This is a genomic window from Streptomyces sp. NPDC048606 (assembly GCF_040650855.1).
In the GTDB taxonomy this organism is placed as follows: Bacteria; Actinomycetota; Actinomycetes; order Streptomycetales; family Streptomycetaceae; genus Streptomyces.
In genome coordinates this window covers 15346-33400 of sequence record NZ_JBEZIB010000043.1, presented here as the reverse complement: position 1 = coordinate 33400, position 18055 = coordinate 15346, and the positions used below count along the sequence as shown (strand labels likewise).

11 protein-coding genes are annotated in these 18055 nt (G+C 72.1%); 6 read left to right on the top strand and 5 right to left on the bottom strand.

The window, feature by feature from the left end; translation table 11 throughout:
• Nucleotides 1–84 precede the first annotated feature (84 nt).
• The 3 genes from AB0D01_RS34000 to AB0D01_RS33990 all read left to right on the top strand — a co-directional run bounded on the left by AB0D01_RS34000 (nt 85) and on the right by AB0D01_RS33990 (nt 4696).
• Complete coding sequence (locus AB0D01_RS34000) at nt 85–1350, top strand: sugar ABC transporter permease (RefSeq protein ID WP_363062230.1); 1266 nt, start codon at nt 85–87, stop codon at nt 1348–1350.
• Nucleotides 1347–2231 (top strand): carbohydrate ABC transporter permease, encoded by an 885-nt coding sequence (locus AB0D01_RS33995; RefSeq protein WP_363062178.1) that lies wholly within the window; start codon nt 1347–1349, stop codon nt 2229–2231. The genes AB0D01_RS34000 and AB0D01_RS33995 overlap by 4 nt, the downstream gene beginning before the upstream one ends.
• Nucleotides 2232–2425: 194 nt before the next feature.
• Nucleotides 2426–4696: a bifunctional glycosyltransferase family 2 protein/CDP-glycerol:glycerophosphate glycerophosphotransferase gene (locus AB0D01_RS33990; protein WP_363062176.1), complete on the top strand. Its 2271-nt coding sequence runs from the start codon at nt 2426–2428 to the stop codon at nt 4694–4696.
• A 21-nt stretch (nt 4697–4717) separates the two neighbouring features.
• Here the strand turns inward: AB0D01_RS33990 and AB0D01_RS33985 are convergent, their stop codons facing one another.
• Nucleotides 4718–5359 carry a TetR/AcrR family transcriptional regulator gene (locus AB0D01_RS33985; RefSeq protein ID WP_363062174.1) on the bottom strand — a complete coding sequence of 214 codons (642 nt, stop codon included), beginning with the start codon at nt 5357–5359 and terminating at the stop codon, nt 4718–4720.
• A 146-nt stretch (nt 5360–5505) separates the two neighbouring features.
• Here AB0D01_RS33985 and AB0D01_RS33980 point away from each other — a divergent pair, with 146 nt between their 5' ends.
• Together AB0D01_RS33980 and AB0D01_RS33975 are read left to right on the top strand one after the other, a co-directional pair.
• Nucleotides 5506–6414, top strand: coding sequence for an ABC transporter permease (locus tag AB0D01_RS33980; RefSeq protein ID WP_363062172.1), 909 nt, complete (start codon nt 5506–5508; stop codon nt 6412–6414).
• Nucleotides 6407–7213: an ABC transporter ATP-binding protein gene (locus AB0D01_RS33975; protein WP_363062170.1), complete on the top strand. Its 807-nt coding sequence runs from the start codon at nt 6407–6409 to the stop codon at nt 7211–7213. Before AB0D01_RS33980 ends, AB0D01_RS33975 begins: the two co-directional genes overlap by 8 nt.
• Nucleotides 7214–7324: 111 nt before the next feature.
• Here the strand turns inward: AB0D01_RS33975 and AB0D01_RS33970 are convergent, their stop codons facing one another.
• The 3 genes from AB0D01_RS33970 to AB0D01_RS33960 all read right to left on the bottom strand — a co-directional run bounded on the left by AB0D01_RS33970 (nt 7325) and on the right by AB0D01_RS33960 (nt 13824).
• Nucleotides 7325–12295 (bottom strand): NAD-glutamate dehydrogenase, encoded by a 4971-nt coding sequence (locus AB0D01_RS33970; RefSeq protein ID WP_363062168.1) that lies wholly within the window; start codon nt 12293–12295, stop codon nt 7325–7327.
• A 366-nt stretch (nt 12296–12661) separates the two neighbouring features.
• Nucleotides 12662–13327, bottom strand: a complete 666-nt coding sequence (locus tag AB0D01_RS33965; protein WP_363062166.1) for an HAD family hydrolase — start codon at nt 13325–13327, stop codon at nt 12662–12664.
• Nucleotides 13324–13824, bottom strand: coding sequence for a hypothetical protein (locus tag AB0D01_RS33960; protein ID WP_363062164.1), 501 nt, complete (start codon nt 13822–13824; stop codon nt 13324–13326). Before AB0D01_RS33960 ends, AB0D01_RS33965 begins: the two co-directional genes overlap by 4 nt.
• A gap of 698 nt (nt 13825–14522) precedes the next feature.
• Here AB0D01_RS33960 and AB0D01_RS33955 point away from each other — a divergent pair.
• Nucleotides 14523–14942 (top strand): Rv3235 family protein, encoded by a 420-nt coding sequence (locus AB0D01_RS33955; protein ID WP_363062162.1) that lies wholly within the window; start codon nt 14523–14525, stop codon nt 14940–14942.
• Nucleotides 14943–15067: 125 nt separating this feature from the next.
• On the opposite strand, the gene secA is transcribed toward AB0D01_RS33955, so the two are convergent.
• Entirely contained in the window at nt 15068–17857 is a 2790-nt protein-coding gene (gene secA, locus AB0D01_RS33950; RefSeq protein WP_363062160.1) for a preprotein translocase subunit SecA, read from the bottom strand.
• Nucleotides 17858–18055: the final 198 nt, after the last annotated feature.

Below are 18055 nucleotides of genomic sequence, written 5' to 3'. Positions count from 1 at the left end.
CGGAGCCACCGGAGCGAGCGGCCCGCCCCGGCCGGCCGCCGCCCCCCGGCCGGCCCCCGCTCCTCGGCCGGCCGCCGCCGGCGGCTGGTCGCGGCGGCCTTCCTGCTGCCGTCGCTGGTGCTGCTGGGGGCGCTCGTCGTCCATCCCATCGGCTACTCGCTGTACCGCAGCCTCTTCGACCGCTCCGGCGACACCTTCGTGGGGGCGGCCAACTACCGCGAGATGTTGGGCGACCCGACGATCCGGACCGCGATCGGGAACACGGCGCTGTGGGTGGTCCTCGCGCCGGTCACGGCCACCGCCCTCGGTCTGATCTTCGCGGTGCTCACCGAACGGGTGCGCTGGGGGACGGCGTTCAAGCTGCTGGTGTTCATGCCGATGGCGATCTCGATGCTGGCGGCGGGCATCATCTTCCGGCTCGTCTACGACCACGACCCCGACCGGGGCGTGGCCAACGCCGTCTGGGTCGGGGTCCACGACACGTTCGCGTCCGCCTCGGCCTTCCCCAAGGCCCGGCCCGGCCGCGACTCCCCGCTCCGGGACGCCGAGGGCGGCGCGTTCGTCACCCGGGACCCGGTCCGGGTGGGCGTGCCCGCGCTGCTCCCGCTGGTGGGGGTGGCGCCGGAGGCGCTGCCCGCGGGGACGCGTACGGCGGGCCGGCCCGAGCCGCTGCCCGGGAAGGTGACGGGCACCGTCTGGCAGGACTTCACCCGGGGCGGGGGCGGCGCGACGAACGCGGTCGACCCCACCGAGTCGGGGCTGTCGGGGATGCGGATCGAGGCGGTCCGGGACGGTCGGGTGGTGGCGTCGACGACGGCCGGGGCGGACGGCACCTTCACCCTCCCGGCGGCGGCCGACGGCGCGCTGCTGCGGCTGCCGGCGGCGAACTTCCGGGAGGCGTACGCGGGGGTGGACTGGCTGGGTCCGGCGTTGGTGACGCCCGCGGTGATCGGGGCGTACGTGTGGATGTGGGCCGGTTTCGCGATGGTGCTGATCGGGGCGGGGCTGGCCGCGGTACCGCGCGAGCTGTTGGAGGCGGCCCGGGTCGACGGGGCGAACGAGTGGCAGGTGTTCCGGCGGATCACCGTGCCGCTGCTGGCTCCGGTGCTGGTGGTGGTGCTGGTCACCCTGGTGATCAACGTGATGAAGATCTTCGACCTGGTCTTCGTGATCGCCCCGGGCGCGGTGCAGGACGACGCGAACGTGCTCGCGCTCCAGCTGTACCGGACCTCGTTCGGGACGGACGCCGATCCGGGGCTCGGCAGCGCCATCGCCGTGCTGCTCCTGGTGTTGGTGGTGCCGGTGATGCTCGTGAACATCCGCAGGATGCGCAAGGAGGCCTCCCGATGAGCCCGGCACACGACGTCGCGAAGGGCGGCGGCCCCTCCCGCCCGGGCCGGCTCGCCGCGCTGGTGGCCGGCGGGGCCCTGCGCGTCTTCCTGGTGGTGGCCGCCCTGTTCTGGCTGCTGCCCACCCTGGGGCTGCTGGTCTCCTCCTTCCTGTCCCCCACCGATCTCGCCGAGGACGGCTGGTGGCGGGTGCTCGCCGAGCCGGCCCGCCTGACCACCTCCAACTACGCGCGGCTGCTGGCGAACGACACCATCACGGGGTCGCTGCTGAGCACGGTGGCGATCGCCGTCCCGGCGACGCTGCTGGTGATCACCCTGGGCTCGTTCGCCGGATACGCCTTCGCCTGGCTGGAGTTCCCCGGACGGGACTGGCTGTTCCTGGTGGTGGTCGGGCTGCTGGTGGTCCCCGTACAGGTGGCGCTGATCCCGGTGTCGGAACTCTTCGGCACGCTCGGCCTGTTCGAGACCACGGCCGGCGTGGTGCTCTTCCACACGGCCTTCGGCCTGCCCTTCGCCGTCTTCCTGTTGCGGAACTTCTTCGCGGAGATCCCGCGCGAGCTGCTGGAGGCGGCGCGGCTGGACGGGGCGGGCGAACTGCGGCTGTTCGCCAGGGTGGTGCTGCCGCTGGGCGGTCCGGCGATCGCCTCGCTCGGCATCTTCCAGTTCCTGTGGGTGTGGAACGACATGCTGGTGGCGCTGGTCTTCGCGGACTCGGCGCACCCGCCCGTCACGGTCGCCCTCCAGCAGCAGGTGCGGCAGTTCGGGAACAACATCGACGTCCTGGCGCCGGGCGCGTTCCTGTCGATGGTCGTGCCCCTGGTCGTCTTCTTCGCCTTCCAGCGGCAGTTCGTCACGGGGGTGATGGCCGGCGCGGTCAAGTAACGGGTCGCCCTGCCCGGCCGCACCACCGGCCGGGCGGCCGGTCGCGTATCCGGTCACGTAGCCCCACACCCCGATGATCACGGCATTGACGTGCCGTGTTGACGCTGTGTAACCCGAATGCCACACGGTGCGTAACCCGATCGCCGCGCGCGCGGTTCCTGGGCAATATGCCCGCGCCGACCCCTGGATGTGCCGTGCCCCGGTTCAGCGTCATCGTGCCCGCGTACAAGGTTCAGGCGTACCTCCAGGAGAGTCTGGATTCCGTCCTCTCCCAGTCGTACCCGGACCTGGAACTGATCGCGGTCGACGACGCCTCCCCCGACGCGTGCGGTGCGATCATCGACGAGTACGCGGCCCGCGACCCCCGGGTCACGGCCGTGCACCTGGCGCACAACCTCGGTCTGGGCCCGGCCCGCAACGCGGGTCTGGCCCGGGCGACCGGCGACTACCTGATCTTCCTGGACGGCGACGACGTCCTGGCCCCCGGCGCCCTCCAGGCCGTCACCGACCGGCTGAAGGCCACCGGCTCCCCCGACGTCCTGGTCTACGACTACGCGCGCGTCTTCTGGACCGGCGAGGTGGTCCGCAACCGGCTCTCCCACCGCCTCCACGAGGACGGCCCGGCGAGCTTCCGCCTCGCCGACCGCCCGGCCCTGCTCGGCATGTTGATGGTGGTGTGGAACAAGGCGTACCGCCGCGAGTACGTCGAGCGCGAGGGCCTCGAATTCCCGCCCGGCTTCTACGAGGACACCCCCTGGACCTATCCGGCGCTGCTCGCCGCCGAGTCCGTGGCCGTCCTCGACCGGGTCTGCGTCCACTACCGCCAGCGCCGCACGGGCTCGATCCTGACCACCACCAGCCGGCGCCACCTGGACGTCTTCGACCAGTACGAGCGCGTCTTCGGCCTCCTCGCCGCCCGCCCCGAACTGGAGCGCTGGCGCCCCGCCGTGCACCGTCGGATGGCCGAGCACTTCTGCGCCGTGTACGCCGACCCGCGCCGCCTGCCGCGCGCCGCCCGCGCCGAGTTCTTCGCCCGGGCCTCGGCCCTGCTGCGCCGCCACCGGGCCCCGGGCGCGGGCGCCGACGCCCTGCCGCTGTCCCTGACCCGCACCGACCGGCTGCGCCAGACCCTGATGCGGGCGGGGCTGCGGCGCACGTACGGGGTGCTGTCCGCGCTGCGCGCGGCGGGCCTCGCCGGCGCGGCCGGGGCCGGCGTCCTGGGGCGGGGCCTGCGCGAGTGCGCCCTGCGCCTGCACTACCGGATCCAGCGGCTGCTGCCGCTGCGCCCCGACCTCGCGGTGTTCTCCGCGTACTGGAACGGCGGCTACGCCTGCAACCCGGCCGCGATCGAGGCGAAGTTGCGCGAGCTCGCCCCGCACATGCGCACCGCCTGGATCTGCGACCCCCGCCACGCGGCCGGCCTGCCGGCGGGGACCGCGGCGCTGAGCCCGGGGACGGCCGCCTACTGGACGGCCCTGGCCCGGGCCACGTACCTGACCACGAACGTCAACTTCGACCGGGGCCTCGTCAAGCGTCCGGGGCAGATCCTGGTGCAGACCCAGCACGGCACCCCGCTCAAGCGGGTCGGCCTCGACCTCCAGGACCGGCCGGCGGCCACCCCGACCACCGACTTCGCGGGGCTGCTGCGCGGCGCCGACCAGTGGGACTACCTGCTCTCCGCGAACCGGCACTCCACCCTCGTCTGGGAGAAGGCCCTCCCCGCCTCGTACACCACGCTGGAGTACGGCTACCCGCGCAACGACCCCTTCCACCGGGCCACCCGCGCCGACGTCCTCGCGCTGCGCGAGCGCCTGGGGATCGCGCCGGGCACCACCGCGATCCTCTACGCCCCGACGCACCGCGACTACCGGCGCAGCATGCCCCGGCACCTGGACTTCGAGCGGGTCCTGCGCGACCTCGGCCCCCGCTTCGTGCTCCTGGCCCGCACCCACCTGACGTACGCGGGCGAGCCGGCCGCACCGGACCCGCACCCGCGTCTGATCGACGTCTCCGCGCACCCGTCGGTGGAGGAGCTGTGCCTCGCCTCGGACGCGCTCGTCACCGACTACTCGTCCCTGATGTTCGACTACGCCGCGCTGGACCGGCCGATCGTGATCCACGCCGACGACTGGGAGGCGTACGAGGCGGCCCGCGGGACCTACTTCGACCTGCGGACCTGCCCGCCCGGGGCGATCGCCCGCACCGAGGACGAGCTCGTCGACATCTTCGCGACGGGCCACTGGCAGGGCTCCCGCTCGGCCCAGCTGCGGGCGGCGTTCCGCTCGCGGTTCTGTTCCTGCGACGACGGCCACGCGGCCGAGCGCGTCGTGCGGCGGATCTTCCTGGGCCAGTCCGCGCCGGTTCCGGCGATCGTCCCGCCGGAGGAGCGCCGCCCGGCGCCCGCGGCCCCCGGGACCGCCCCGGAGCCGACCCTGGCCCCGCTCACGGCGGGCCTGTGGCCGTGAGGCTCCTGCGGCCGTGACGGCTCAGGCGGCGTCGGGGCCGGGGCCGGGGCCGGTCGCCGCCATGCCCGCCACCACCGAGCGGGCGAGGTCGTCGAGGTAGGCCGCCGGCACGGCGTCGCGCACCACCACCTGCCGCCAGTAGAGCGGGCCGATCGCGAGGTCCAGGGCCCGCTCCGGGCAGGCCGAGGCGGGCAGCTCGCCGCGTGCGACGGCCTCGGCGACGATCCCCTCGGCCAGCCGCCTCTGGCCGTCGAGCAGGGCGCCCCGGACCGCGTCGGCGATCTCGGGGTTGCGGGCGGCCTCCACCAGCAGGTCCGGGATCACCGCCGAGGCCACCGGGTGGCGCAGCACGTGTGACATGACCTCCAGCAGGGCGCGTACGTCCCCGTAGAGGGAGCCGGTTGCGGGCACGGGCAGGCCGTCGGCGGCGAAGGCGCCGACCAGGTCGAGCACCAGGTGGAGCTTGGACTTCCAGCGCCGGTACACGGCCGTCTTGCCGACGCCGGCCCGCCGGGCGATGCCCTCGATGGACATCCGGGCGAAGCCCACGGCCGCGAGCTCGTCCACGACCGCCGCGCGGATCGCCTCGGTCACGTCCTCGCGCAGGACGGCCGCCCCGGCGGGGGCGCGGCGGGCGGGGGCGGGGGCGGGCTCGTTGGTCATGGACAGAGCATAGCCGCGCGGGACGGCACCCCCACGTCACGACGATACGGTTGCGTTCCGACGTGCCCCGGCCTACGCTCCACGTAACGACGATACGGACCCGTCCCGTCGTCGATGGCGCCCCGACCCCGTCGAAAGCGACCCCCGTGACCGTTACCACCACGGCCCCCGCCGCCGCCCCGACCGCCGCCCGCGCGGCGGAGCTCGCGGCGGCCCACGGCCTGACCGTCAGCGGCGCCCGGCCCTCCCTGCCCCGCTACGTGGCGCAGCTCTGGGGCCGACGCCACTTCGTGACGGCGTACGCCACCGCCCGGATGCACTCCACGTACAGCACGGCCAAGCTCGGCCAGGTCTGGCACCTGATGACCCCGCTGCTCAACGCGGCCGTCTACTACTTCATCTTCGGCATCGTCATGAAGGCCAGCCACGGCGTGCCCGACTACGTGCCCTTCCTGATCACCGGCGTCTTCGTCTGGGACTTCATCGGCAGCTCCGTCAACGCCGGCACCCGCGCCGTCCACGGCAACCTCGGCCTGGTCCGCGCCCTGCACTTCCCGCGCGCGAGCCTGCCGCTCTCCTCCGTGGTGCAGCTCTTCCAGCAGCTCCTCGTCACCATGGCCGCCCTGGTGGTGCTGCTGCTGGCCTTCGGCCAGACCCCGTCCGCCTCCTGGCTGATCGCCCTGCCGGCCCTGTTCCTGACGGCCGTCTTCTGCGCGGGCTGCGCCCTGGTCATGGCCCGCATCGGCAGCAAGAACCCCGACGTCAGCCAGCTGATGCCCTTCGTCCTGCGGACCTGGATGTACTCCTCGGGCGTCATGTGGTCCATCGACTCCATGCTCAGGACGGACCACCTGCCGCACTGGGTGACGCTCCTGCTGAAGGCCAACCCGGCCGCCGTCTACATCGACCTGATGCGCTTCGCCCTGATCGACAGCTTCAAGGCGAGCGCCCTGCCCCATCACGTGTGGCCGATCGCGATCGGGTGGGCCCTGCTCGCCGGCGTCGGCGGATTCGTCTTCTTCTGGAAGGCGGAGGAGGAGTACGGCCGTGGCTGACACCATCACCCGCAGCGCGCCCCGCCACGGGGCGGCCGCCGACACCCGCGTCCCGACCGTCATCGCCGACGAGGTCCACGTGATCTACAAGGTGCACGGCCAGGGCGCGCGCGGCGGCGCCACCGCCGCCCTCAGCCGGATCTTCTCCCGCCGGCCCGCCCCGGGCGTGCGCGAGGTGCACGCCGTCAAGGGCGTCAGCTTCACCGCGTACAAGGGTGAGGCCATCGGCCTCATCGGCTCCAACGGCTCGGGCAAGTCCACCCTCCTGAAGGCCATCGCCGGCCTCCAGCCCGTCGCCCGCGGCGCCGTCTACTCACACGGCCAGCCCTCCCTGCTGGGCGTCAACGCCGCCCTGATGAACGACCTCACCGGCGAGCGCAACGTCGTCCTCGGCGGGCTCGCGATGGGCATGACCCGCACGCAGATCCGCGAGCGCTACCAGGACATCGTCGACTTCTCCGGCATCAACGAGAAGGGCGACTTCATCTCCCTGCCGATGCGCACCTACTCCTCCGGCATGGGCGCCCGGCTGCGGTTCTCCATCGCCGCCGCCAAGGACCACGACGTCCTGATGATCGACGAGGCCCTGGCCACCGGCGACGCCGCCTTCCAGCGCCGCAGCCAGGCCCGCATCGAGGAGCTGCGCGCCAAGGCCGGCACCGTCTTCCTGGTCAGCCACGGCATCGGCACCGTACGCGAGACCTGCGACCGGGCCATCTGGCTGGAGTCCGGGGTCCTGCGCATGGACGGCCCCTCGGCCGAGGTCTGCGACGCCTACGAGGCCCACACCCGCGGCTGACCCGCGGACGCGGCACCGTACGCACCCGCCCGGGCGCCCCCGGACGCCGGAAGGCCCCGGCTGCCGGAACGAATCGTTCCGACAGCCGGGGCCTTCACCCGTGCGCCGTCGTCAGGCGCCGTGCACGCGCAGCAGGCTGCGCATCGTCCGCATCGCCACCGACAGGTTCGCCAGGTCGAAGTCGTCCGAGCCCCGGATCTCGTCCAGGGTCGTCCGGGCGCGGCCGATGATCGCGGCGTTCTTGTCCTCCCAGACCTTGAAGCGCTCCTCGGGGGTCGACTCGCCGTCGCCCACCGACAGCACGTCGGCCGTCAGCGCGGCGTGCGCCGCGAAGAGGTCCTCGCGGATGGACGCGCGGGCCATCGACTGCCAACGGTCCGACCGCGGCAGCTCGATGATGCGGTCCATCAGCTGCGTGATCTCCAGCCGGTCGGCGAGGTCGTAGTACACCTCGGCGACGGCCAGCGGGTCGACACCCGTACGGTCCGCGATCGCGACGATGTCCAGCGTCGGGAAGGCCGAGGAGAACCCGGCCACCTTCGCCGCGAGCTCCTCCGGCACGCCCTCGCCGATCAGCTCGTCCATCACCGACCGGTACCAGTCCAGGTCGGCGCCGCGCACCAGCTTCGGCAGCTCGGACCAGACGTGCGCCACGCGCTCGCCGAACAGCTCGACGGTCTCGGTGATCTGGAGCGGCTGCGGCCGGTTGTTGAGCAGCCAGCGCGTGCCGCGCTCGACCAGTCGGCGCGAGTGCAGCCGCACCCGGGTCAGGACGTCGGCGGCGACCTTGTTGTCGAGGGCCTCGACGGCGTCCCACACCTCGGCCAGGCCGAAGATCTCGCGGGCCGAGAGCTGCGCCCGGACGATCTCCTCCAGGGAGGCCCCGGTCTCCTCGCGCAGGCGGTGCAGGAAGGTCGAACCACCGGTGTTGACGGTGTCGTTGACCAGCAGGGTGGTGACGATCTCGCGGCGCAGCGCGTGCCCGTCGACCTGCTCGGGGAACCGCTCGCGCAGCGCGCCCGGGAAGTAGGCGTGCAGCAGACGGCGCAGGTACGGGTCGTCCGGCAGCTCGGTCGCGATCAGCTCGTCCGCCACCGTGATCTTGGTGTAGGCGAACAGGACGGCCAGCTCCGGCTGGGTCAGGCCCTTGCCGTTGTTGAGCAGCTCGCGGATCTGCCGGTCGTTGGGCAGGAACTCCAGCTGGCGGTCCAGCAGTCCGTCGCGGCCCAGGCGGCGCATGAAGCGCTGCTGGGCGTGGAGCAGGCTGGGGGCCTGGGAGGAGCCGTTGGCCAGGGCGACGTTCTGCGCGTAGTTGTTGCGCAGCACGAGGGTGCCGACCTCGTCGGTCATCTCGGCGAGCAGCTTGTTGCGCTGCTTGACGGTCATGTCGCCGTCGGCGACGACCGCGTTGAGCAGGATCTTGATGTTCACCTCGTGGTCGGAGGTGTCGACGCCCGCGCTGTTGTCGATGGCGTCGGTGTTGATCCTGCCGCCCTCGCCGCCGGCGCCGGAGCGGGCGAACTCGATGCGGCCGAGCTGGGTCAGACCGAGGTTGCCGCCCTCGCCGATGACCCGGGCGCGGACGTCCGAGCCGTTGACGCGGATGGCGTCGTTGGCCTTGTCGCCGACGTCGGTGTGCGTCTCGGTGCTCGCCTTGACGTACGTGCCGATGCCGCCGTTCCACAGCAGGTCCACGGGGGCCTGGAGGACGGCCTGCATCAGCTCGGCCGGGGTCATCTTGGTGACGCCCGCCTCGATGCCGAGGGCCTCGCGCATCTGGGCGTTGACCGGGATGGCCTTGGCGCTGCGCGGGTGCACTCCGCCGCCCGCCGACAGCAGGGCGGTGTCGTAGTCGGCCCAGGAGGAGCGCGGCAGGTCGAAGAGGCGGCGGCGCTCGGCGTAGGAGACGGCCGAGTCCGGGTTCGGGTCGATGAAGATGTGCCGGTGGTCGAAGGCCGCGACCAGGCGGATGTGCTCGGAGAGCAGCATGCCGTTGCCGAAGACGTCGCCGGACATGTCGCCGACGCCGACGACCGTGAAGTCCTCGGTCTGGGTGTCGTGGCCCAGCTCGCGGAAGTGCCGCTTGACCGACTCCCAGGCGCCGCGGGCGGTGATGCCCATGCCCTTGTGGTCGTAGCCGGCGGAGCCGCCGGAGGCGAAGGCGTCGCCCAGCCAGAAGCCGTAGGACTCCGCGACGCCGTTGGCGATGTCGGAGAAGGTGGCGGTGCCCTTGTCGGCGGCGACGACGAGGTAGGTGTCGTCCTCGTCGTGTCGGACGACGCCCTGCGGCGGCACGACCTCGCCGGCGACCATGTTGTCGGTGATGTCGAGCAGCGCCGAGATGAAGATCTTGTACGAGGCGATGCCCTCGGCGAGCCACGCGTCGCGGTCCACCGACGGGTCCGGCAGGTTCTTGGCGACGAAGCCGCCCTTGGCGCCGACGGGCACGATGACGGTGTTCTTGACCATCTGCGCCTTGACCAGGCCGAGGATCTCCGTGCGGAAGTCCTCGCGGCGGTCGGACCAGCGCAGGCCGCCGCGGGCGACCTTGCCGAAGCGCAGGTGGACGCCCTCGACGCGCGGGGAGTACACCCAGATCTCGAACGCGGGGCGCGGGGCCGGCAGGTCCGGGATGGCCTGCGGGTCGAACTTCATCGACACGTAGGAGTGCTGCTCGCCCGCGCTGTCCGGCTGGAAGAAGTTGGTGCGCAGGGTGGCCTTGATGAGGGTCAGGAACGAGCGCAGGATGCGGTCCTCGTCGAGCGAGGCGACCTGGTCCAGGGCCCCGTCCAGCTCCTCCAGCATGGCGTCGACCAGCTCGGTGCCGGCGGTCTGGCGGACCGGCGACATCCGGGCCTCGAAGAGGGAGACCAGCAGCCGGGTGGTGTGGACGTTGTTGCGGAGGGTGTCCTCCATGTAGTCCTGGCTGAAGGTGGAGCCGGCCTGGCGCATGTACTTGGCGTACGCGCGCAGGACGACGGCCTGCCGCCAGGTGAGCCCGGCGCCCAGCACCAGGGTGTTGAAGTTGTCGTTCTCGGCCGCGCCGGTCCACACGGCCGCGAAGGCCTCCTGGAACCGCTCGCGGGCGTCGTCGCCGAGGTAGGCGTCCCCGTTGCCGGCGCCGGCGGGCATCCGCAGGCCGAAGTCGTAGATCCAGGCGCTGACCCGGTCGGTGCGGCGCAGCTCGTACGGCCGCTCGTCGGTGACCTCGACGCCCAGGCGCTGGAGGACCGGCAGGACGGCGGAGAGGGAGACCTGCTCGCCGGTGCGGTAGATCTTGAAGCGGCGCTCGCCGGGGCCCGCGCCGACCGGCTCGTACAGGGACAGCGCGAACTCGCTGTCGCTGGCGGAGAGCCGCTCCAGGTGGCACAGGTCGGCGACGGCCGAGCGCGGCGAGTGATCGGCCTTGTAGCCCTCGGGGAAGGACGTGCCGTACTTGCGCAGCAGTTCGGCGGCGCGCTCCTCGCCGAGTTCGGCGATGAGGGCCTCCTGGAAGCCGTCGGCCCAGGAGCGGGCGGCCTCGACCAGGCGGGACTCGACGCGCTCGACGTCGGCGTCGGTCAGCGCGGGCAGCTGGGTGCCCTGCGGGACGCGGACGACGAAGTGGATGCGGGAGAGGACCGACTCGGTGTTCCAGGCGGTGAAGTCGACGCTGATGCCGTCGAGCTCCTCCTTGAGGATGTCCATCAGGCGCAGCCGGACGCCGGTGGTGAACCGGTCGCGGGGCAGGTAGACCAGCGCGGAGTAGTAGCGGCCGTACTCGTCCTGGCGCAGGTACAGCCGCAGCCGGCGGCGTTCCTGGAGGTACAGGACGGAGGTGACGATCTCGCGGAGCTTGTCGACCGGGGTCTGGAACAGCTCGTCGCGCGGGTAGGTCTCCAGGATCTGGAGGAGGTCGCGGCCGTCGTGGCTGGAGGGGGCGAAGCCCGCCTGCTCCAGCACCTCGGCGACCTTGCGGCGGATCACCGGGACGCGGCGCACGGACTCGGTGTACGCGGCGGAGGAGAACAGGCCGAGGAAGCGGCGCTCGCCGACGACGTTGCCGTCGGCGTCGAACTTCTTGACGCCGACGTAGTCGAGGTACGAGGGGCGGTGCACGGTGGCGCGGCTGTTGGCCTTGGTCAGCACCAGGAGGCGGTGCTCGCGGGCCTTGGCGCGGGCGTCGGCCGGGAGCCGGTTGAAGGACGGCGAGACGGGGTGCGCGTCCTCCTGGCCGGTGTGCAGCGGGTCGGAGCGCAGGATGCCGAGGCCGGTGCCGGGCACGGCGGCGAGGGCGTCGTCGTCGACGAGGTTGTACTCGCGGTAGCCGATGAAGGTGAAGTGGTCGTCGGCCAGCCAGCGCAGCAGTTCGCGGGCCTCTTCGAGCTCGTACTCGCGCAGGTCGGGCGCGGTGGGCTCGTTCGGCAGCTCGTCGGCGATGCGCAGCGCGGCGTCGCGCATCTTCTCCCAGTCCTCGACGGACTCGCGGACGTCGGACAGGACGCGCAGCAGGTCGCCGGTGATCTGCTTGAGGTCGGCCTTGTCGGTCTCGCGGTCGATCTCGACGTGGATCCAGGACTCGACGAGGGAGTCGTGGGGGCGCGCGGTCTTGGGGCCGTGGGCGTCGCAGTCGGGGCCGAGGATCTCGATGAGCCGACCGGTGACGTCGCGGCGCACGACGACCTGCGGGTGGATCACGACGTGGATGCCGCGTCCCTGGCGGGAGAGCTCGTTGGTGACGGAGTCGACGAGGAAGGGCATGTCGTCGGTGACGACCTCGACGACCGAGTGGCTGGAGGTCCAGCCGTTCTCCTCGACCGTGGGGGTGTGCACCCGGACGTTCGCGGTGCCCTGCGGCCGGGTCTCGGCGAGCCGGTAGTGGGAGAGCGCCGCACCGAAGACGTCGACCGGGTCCCGGTCGAGGAGGTCTTCCGGCGCGGTGTGCAGGTAGTAGCGCTGGAGGTAGGAGAGGGTCGTGGCCCGGTCGGGGCGCTCCCCTTGCTCGGACCCAGTCGGAAGTAGCCCCCCGGCCGGGCTGTTCTCAGCTACCCGTGCCGCCCGCGCGAGCAGCTCGGCCTTTGCTTCGTCCAGCTTGGTCTGCATGTCCTCTGGCTCCTGTCGCGCGCCATTGCGTGACGTAGGTGAAGGAAGGAATGACACGGCGCCGCGATGAGGCGGGATGTCCGTCCGGATTCGGGATCGACGCTATGCCGTCGTGAGAGCCGACCGGGAGGGTTTCGGCCATGTGAGGCAGGAGGTCCCGGCGGCAGGGATCAGCGAAGGCCCGGGCACGGTCGTGCGCCGGGCGCGGGTCGGGGGCGTCAGTGTCCCCGGTGACTATCGCGCTGATCACGGGTACCAGGCTAGCCCCAGTCCTGATCTGTGTGTGTACAAATCCGGAGCCGGAACTTTGACGTTCTGGACAGCGACGCAGGTGGCCCGGCGTGCCAAGGCCGCCCGCGTCGAGTGCTATTCGGCCAGGCCTCTAGCTGTGGCGACCGCTTCCGCCAGGGTGTCGACGACGGGAACTCCGGCCGATTCCAGACTTGCGCGGCTGTGCGAACCGCCGGTGTACAGGACGGCCCGCGCGCCCACGTGGGCGGCGGCGAGGGCGTCGTCCACGGCGTCTCCGATGAGGACCGTACGGGCGGCGGTCACACCGAAGGGTTCGATGGCGGCCAAATGGCGTACGAGGTGCCCCGCCTTCGTGGTGTGCGAGGGCCCGACGCGTCCGTCGACGCGCAGGAAGTGCGTGTCGATCCCGTGCGCGGTCACGAGCGGTATGAGCCGTTCGTGGGGCGCCAGGGACAGCAGGGACTGCGTGAGCCCGTCGCCCTGCCAGTCGCGCAGCAGCTCCCGGGCCCCCTCGGTGAGCCCGGCGCCGTCGGCGGCGACCCAGTAGTGGCGGTGGAAGGCCTCGTCCATGACCAGCCACTCGGCCTCGGTGGGCAGCCGGCCCATGAGGCGCTCGTAGAACTTCGGGACCGGTACGACGTACAGGTCGCGGTACGTCTCCAGGGTGATCGGCGGGAAGCCGAGCTCGGCGAAGCTCGCGTTCGTCGCGGTGATCACCGCGTCGATGTCGTGGAGCAGGGTGCCGTTCCAGTCCCAGACCAGATGGTTCGTCGCGCTCATGCCAGCAGCCCCGGGATCTCCTGGACGCCGAACCAGAGCAGCTCGTGCTCGTCGGCGTCGTCGACGGTGGAGCGGGCGTCGTCGTCCCCGGCGTCGGAGGCGGTGACGGCTCCGGCGGCGGCCGCGACGTCCGCGCGGGCGTCGTCGGCGTCCACGTGCACGGAGGCGGCCACGGTGAGGCGTGCGGGCGCGGCGAGGGCGACCCGGCCGAGGGCGGCCTCGTCGGACCCCTCGTCGGCGGTGACGGCCTTGTCGGCCACGTCCAGGGCGACGACGACCCGCTTGCGGGGCGCGGCCGCGTCCTCGGCGAGCAGGCGCAGGGAGGCGGTGGCGGCGCGGCCCAGGGCCGCGTACTCCAGCTCCTCGATGTCGTCGGAGACGTACCACTCGCGCAGCGCGGGCGTGACCGCGTACGCGCGGAGCGGGGCGGGGCCCAGCTCGCCCGCCTTGTGCGCCTCGGCGAGCCCGGGGAGTGTCAGGGGGACGTACACGCGCATGGCCGGCTGCTTTCGGTAGTCGGAGAACGCCCTCAGGATACGACCGCGCCCCCGCGTCCCCGTGCCCCGCCCGCCGTGCGCCGCACCGCGCGCCCGGACGCGGCCGTCAGGGTGACGGGCCGGTACCCCTTCGGGCCCACGGGAGCCCCTCGGGGGCCGTCCACCCCGCTCCCCGCGCCCGGCGGACGGCGCCCCGGGGCCGGGCCGGGGCCATCCGGATAGGTGAACGGGGGCGGGCGCCGGAGCCCGCCGGCCGGGCGGTTGCGGAGCGTGTTCGGCGGTCGTAGAAACCCCCCATCAAGTTACCGCCCGGTACCATCGCTGCCGGGCCCGGTCCGTTCGGGGGATCCGCCATGGACACCAGCACCACCACCCGCGCCTCGGTCGGCGGCGAGGGCCGACGCGCCGGGCCCGGCGGCCCCGGCCGCACCCGCCCCGCCGGACGCCGCGACCAACGCCGACCCCCCACCGCCCCCCGCCCGACCCCGGGCACGGCGCCGGGCACCGACACGGCCACGGGAACGGCCCGGCCTCCTACGGCCCCTCGCCCGACCCCGGCCACGACCCCCGTCACGGCGACGGGCCCGGGCGCGGGCCCGGGCGCGGCCACCGGCACACGTACGGCCCCGGCCATGGGCAGGGGCACAGCCACCGGCGCACGTACAGGCACGGCCACAGCCACCGGCGCGCGTACGGGCATGGCCGCAGCCACCGGCACACGTACGCCCACGCCCACGGGGTCGGCCACGGCCACCCGCCCCGTCACCCCGACGCCGGCGCGGCGCCCGCCCGCCCCGCACGACTGGTTCGCCCGGCGCCTGCTGGCCGTGCTCAGCGGCCAACGGCCGGTCCACTCGCTCCTCGGCCACACCGTGGGAGAGGCGTACGAGCAACTGGCCGGGCTGGCCCCCTCCACGCCGTCGCGCGACCGCCCGCGCCCCGTACTGCGCCACTGCGGCCGCTTCCACCCCGGGCCCGGGGTCATCGAGGCCTTCGCCCGCATCGCGGCGGGCGACCGCGTCCAGGCGATGGCCTTCCGCCTCGAACAGGGTCCCGACCTGCGCTGGCGCTGCGCGGCCGTGGAGATCCGGCCCCCGCGCCCGGCCTCCCGGGCCTGATCCCGCCGGGCGCGCTGCACGCGGCACGCGGGGCCCGGACCCCGGGCCCCGGACACGACGCGGCCGGGGCCGGACACCCTCGGTGTCCGGCCCCGGCCGACGTGCTCACCCCGATCGGGTCGAGGTCACTTCTTGCGGCGACGTCCGCCCGAGGCCTTCTGCGCCTTGCGCCGCTCGGCGCGCGTCAGGCCGTCACCGCCGCCCTCGGACTCGAAGTCGCCCTCGACGACACCGCCTTCGCCGTCCACCGACGGGGCGGAGAAGTGCAGCCGGTCCCGACGCTGCGGGGCCTCCAGGCCCTTGGCCCGGATCTCCGGACGCACGGCGGCCGGCTCCTTGTTCAGCGAAGGCGCCGCGTCCTGCACCGGAAGCTCCTCGACCTGCTGCTCGACCTGGACCTCCAGGTTGAACAGGTAGCCGACGGACTCCTCCTTGATGCCCTCCATCATGGCGTTGAACATGTCGAAGCCCTCGCGCTGGTACTCGACCAGCGGGTCCTTCTGGGCCATCGCGCGCAGGCCGATGCCCTCCTGGAGGTAGTCCATCTCGTAGAGGTGCTCACGCCACTTGCGGTCGAGCACCGACAGGACCACGCGCCGCTCCAGCTCGCGCATGACCTCGGAGCCGAGCGCCGTCTCGCGCGCCTCGTACTGCTCGTGGATGTCGTCCTTGACGGACTCCGCGATGAACTCGGCGGTGATGCCCGCGCGGTCGCCGGCGGCCTCCTCCAGCTCCTCGACCGTGACCTTGATCGGGTAGAGCTGCCGGAAGGCGCTCCACAGCCGCTCCAGGTCCCACTCCTCCGCGAAGCCCTCGACCGTCTCGGCCGCGATGTACGCGTCGATCGTGTCGTCCATGAAGAAGCGCACCTGCTCGTGCAGGTCCTCGCCCTCCAGGACGCGGCGGCGCTCGCCGTAGATGACCTCGCGCTGGCTGTTGAGGACCTCGTCGTACTTCAGGACGTTCTTGCGGGTCTCGAAGTTCTGGGTCTCGACCTGCGACTGGGCCGACGCGATCGCCCGCGTCACCATCTTGTTCTCGATCGGGACGTCGTCGGGCACGTTCGCCATCGCCATGACCCGCTCGACCATCTGCGCCTTGAACAGACGCATCAGGTCGTCGCCCAGCGACAGGTAGAAACGGGACTCGCCCGGGTCGCCCTGACGGCCGCTGCGACCGCGCAGCTGGTTGTCGATACGACGCGACTCGTGCCGCTCGGTGCCCAGCACGTACAGCCCGCCGAGGTCCTTGACCTCCTCGAACTCGGCCTTCACGGCCGCCTCCGCGCGGTGCAGGGCCTCGGGCAGGGCGTGCGCCCACTCCTCGATGTGCTCCTCCGGGTCGAGGCCGCGCTGACGCAGCTCCGCCTCGGCGAGGTCGTCCGGGTTGCCGCCGAGCTTGATGTCCGTACCGCGACCGGCCATGTTCGTGGCGACGGTGACCGCGCCGCGGCGACCGGCCTGGGCGACGATCGTGGCCTCGCGCTCGTGCTGCTTGGCGTTGAGGACCTCGTGCGGGATGCCCCGCTTGGAGAGCTGCTGCGAGAGGTACTCGGACTTCTCGACCGAGGTCGTGCCGACGAGGATCGGCTGACCCTTCTCGTGCTTCTCCGCGATGTCGTCGACGACGGCGGCGAACTTGGCGACCTCGGTGCGGTAGATGAGGTCGGGCTGGTCCTTGCGCTGCATCGAACGGTTCGTCGGGATCGGGACGACGCCGAGCTTGTAGATCTGGTGGAACTCGGCGGCCTCGGTCATGGCCGTACCGGTCATGCCGGACAGCTTCGAGTACAGGCGGAAGAAGTTCTGGAGGGTGATCGTGGCGAGGGTCTGGTTCTCGTCCTTGATGTCCACCCCTTCCTTCGCCTCGATCGCCTGGTGCATGCCCTCGTTGTAGCGGCGGCCGGCGAGGATACGACCGGTGTGCTCGTCGACGATCATGACCTCGCCGTCGATGACGACGTAGTCCTTGTCGGCCTTGAACAGCTCCTTGGCCTTGATCGCGTTGTTCAGGTAACCGACGAGCGGGGTGTTCACCGACTCGTAGAGGTTGTCGATGCCGAGCCAGTCCTCGACCTTGGCGACACCGGCCTCGTGGATGCCGACGGTGCGCTTCTTCTCGTCGACCTCGTAGTCGCCGGTCTCCTCGATGCCCTTCAGCGGCTGGCCGGCCTCGCCCTTCGTCAGGCGGGTCACCAGCTTCGCGAAGTCGGCGTACCACTTCGTGGCCTGGTCGGCCGGGCCGGAGATGATCAGCGGGGTACGGGCCTCGTCGACGAGGATCGAGTCGACCTCGTCGACCACGGCGAAGTTGTGGCCGCGCTGGACCAGCTCCTCCTGCGACCACGCCATGTTGTCGCGCAGGTAGTCGAAGCCGAACTCGTTGTTCGTTCCGTACGTGATGTCGCAGTTGTACTGTTCGCGACGCTGCGCCGGCGACATGTTCGCCAGGATGCAGCCGATGGACAGGCCCAGGAACTTGTGGACGCGGCCCATCATCTCGGAGTCGCGCTCGGCCAGGTAGTCGTTCACCGTGATCAGGTGGACGCCCTTGCCGGACAGCGCGTTCAGGTACGCGGGCAGGGTGCCGACGAGGGTCTTGCCCTCACCGGTCTTCATCTCGGCGACGTAGCCGAGGTGCAGGGCCGCGCCACCCATCATCTGGACGTCGTAGTGCCGCTGACCCAGGACGCGCTTGGCGGCCTCGCGCACGGTGGCGAAGGCCTCGGGCATCAGGTCGTCCAGGCTCTCCCCGTCCTGGAAACGCTGCTTGTACTCGTCGGTCAGCGCGCGCAACTCGGCGTCGGAGAGGTTGACGAAGTCCTCTTCGATGGAGTTGACCTGGTCCGCGATGCGGTGCAGTTTGCGCAGGATCTTGCCTTCGCCTGCACGCATGAGCTTGTTGAAGACGGACACCGAGGTTTGTCTCCTTGCCGGTCGGGCCTGGGCACTGTTTCGTAACCGGGCACGGCAGGTGGGCCCCACCGCAACGGCCATCGTAAGCGAGGACGTGGTCACGCCGGGAGGTCCGCCGTATCCGTAGGGCACGGGTGCCCTGAATGAGAACGTATGGGGGACGGCATAGGTGCCGCCCCCGTCGGACGGCTTTTGGAA